General features: G+C 78.8%; 2 protein-coding genes. Both read left to right on the forward strand.

The window, feature by feature from the left end; genetic code table 11:
• The coding region (locus EBM89_RS21685; protein WP_199732227.1) for a hypothetical protein at positions 1 to 1,105 on the forward strand (1,105 nt) is incomplete at its 5' end.
• 102 nt (positions 1,106 to 1,207) lie between these two features.
• On the forward strand, positions 1,208 to 1,618 hold a 411-nt coding region (locus tag EBM89_RS20605; RefSeq protein WP_199732228.1), incomplete at its 3' end, for a hypothetical protein.

A 1,618-nucleotide genomic window follows, 5' to 3' on the forward strand; every position in this document is an offset into this window, starting at 1 on the left:
CGAGGACGCGGCCCCGACGGCCGCGCCCGCGATCTCGCTGGGCGGCGGGGCCGGTGCGGGTGGTCCGGCGCAGGAGCTCTCCGCGGCGGGCAGCACCGCCGACGCGCGGATGCTGCCGGGCTGGTTCGGCGGGCGCGCGGTGTTCTCCGCACAGGGCCTGCCCGACGACGCCACCGCCGGGCACGCGTGGGCGCTGGACGCCGCGTCGGTGTTCTCGGCGGAGACGGTCGCCCGGGTCGCCGCGGCGCTCGGCGTGACCGGCGAGCCCCGGCAGGAGTACGGCGCGTGGACCGTCGGGCCGCAGGACGGGTCGTCGCCCACCGTGTCGCTCCAGCCGGACGGCACCGCGAGCATCAGCTACTACGACCCGACGCGCGACCCGTGGTCCTGCGCCGCCTCGGCCCCCGACACCCCCGACGTCGCGCCGTCCGCAGACGGGATCGACCCGGGCCTCGTCGAGCCCGCGCTGCCGTCGACGCCGTCCCCGGCGTGCGATCCGGCGACGGGTGACGCGCCGACCGGTGACGCCGCGGTCGACGCGGCCCGGGACCTCATGGTGACCCTCGGCGTCGACCCCGCGGGGTTCGAGTACCAGGTCGTCGACCAGGGCGACGTCACGACGACCACCACCGTCGACGCGTTCCAGGTGGTCGAGGGGCAGCGCACCGGGCTCACCTGGAACGTGACCCTCGTGGGCGACGGCGTGCAGGCGTTGTACGGCTCGCTCGCCCCGCTGGTCGACCTCGGGGAGTACCCGGTGATCGGCGCGGCCTCGGCCGTCGAGCGGCTGAACGACCCCCGGTTCGGCGCCGGGTACGGCGGTGTGATGCCGCTGGCCCGCGAGGGTGCGGCGGACGCCACGTCGCTGGTGGCCCCCGCACCGGAGGCGACCGAGCCGACCGTGCCGCCCACGGTCGCCCCGGGCGCCGCGCTGGCGTGGCCGGTGCAGCAGGTGACGATCACCGGGGCACGCCTCGGGCTCGGCATGCAGACCCAGCCCGACGGCGCGGCCGTGCTGGTCCCGGCGTACGAGCTCACCGACGCGGACGGCTCCACCTGGAGCGTCGTGGCGGTCGACGAGTCCGCGCTGGACCTGGCGGGCTGACCTCAGGACCCCCGGGACCCGTCCGGCCGGACGCGCGGAGGGCGTGCCCGGCCGGACGGGTCCCGGGTTGCCCGCTGCCCGGAGGCGGGGCACCGTCGGGGGATGGGTCGACACCACCACGCCTCCGCCCGCCACGTCCGCGCCCTCGACCGCGAGGGCCCCGGACCCGTCGCCGCGTCCCCCGCCCGGCGGGTGAGCCTGCTCGGGCTGGGGGTGCGCAGCGCGCTGCTCGGCGTCGCGTCGGGCTCCCGTGCCTCGCTGGCGCTCGCGGCACCGACGCTGCGGGACCCGACCCGGGGCCGGGTGGCCCGGACGGCGGCGGTGCTGGGCGTGGTCGGCGAGGTCGTCGGCGACAAGCTGCCCACCACCCCGAGCCGGATCGTGCCGCCGGGTCCGCAGTCCCGGGCCGTCGCGGCGGCGCTCGGCGGTGCCGCGCTGGCCCGCTCGCGCGGTCGTGCGGTGTGGGTCCCGGCGGCGACGGCGGCGGCGTTCTCCCTGGTCGGCACCGTCGGC

The organism is Cellulomonas triticagri, assembly GCF_003696205.1.
GTDB lineage: Bacteria > Actinomycetota > Actinomycetes > Actinomycetales > Cellulomonadaceae > Cellulomonas > Cellulomonas triticagri.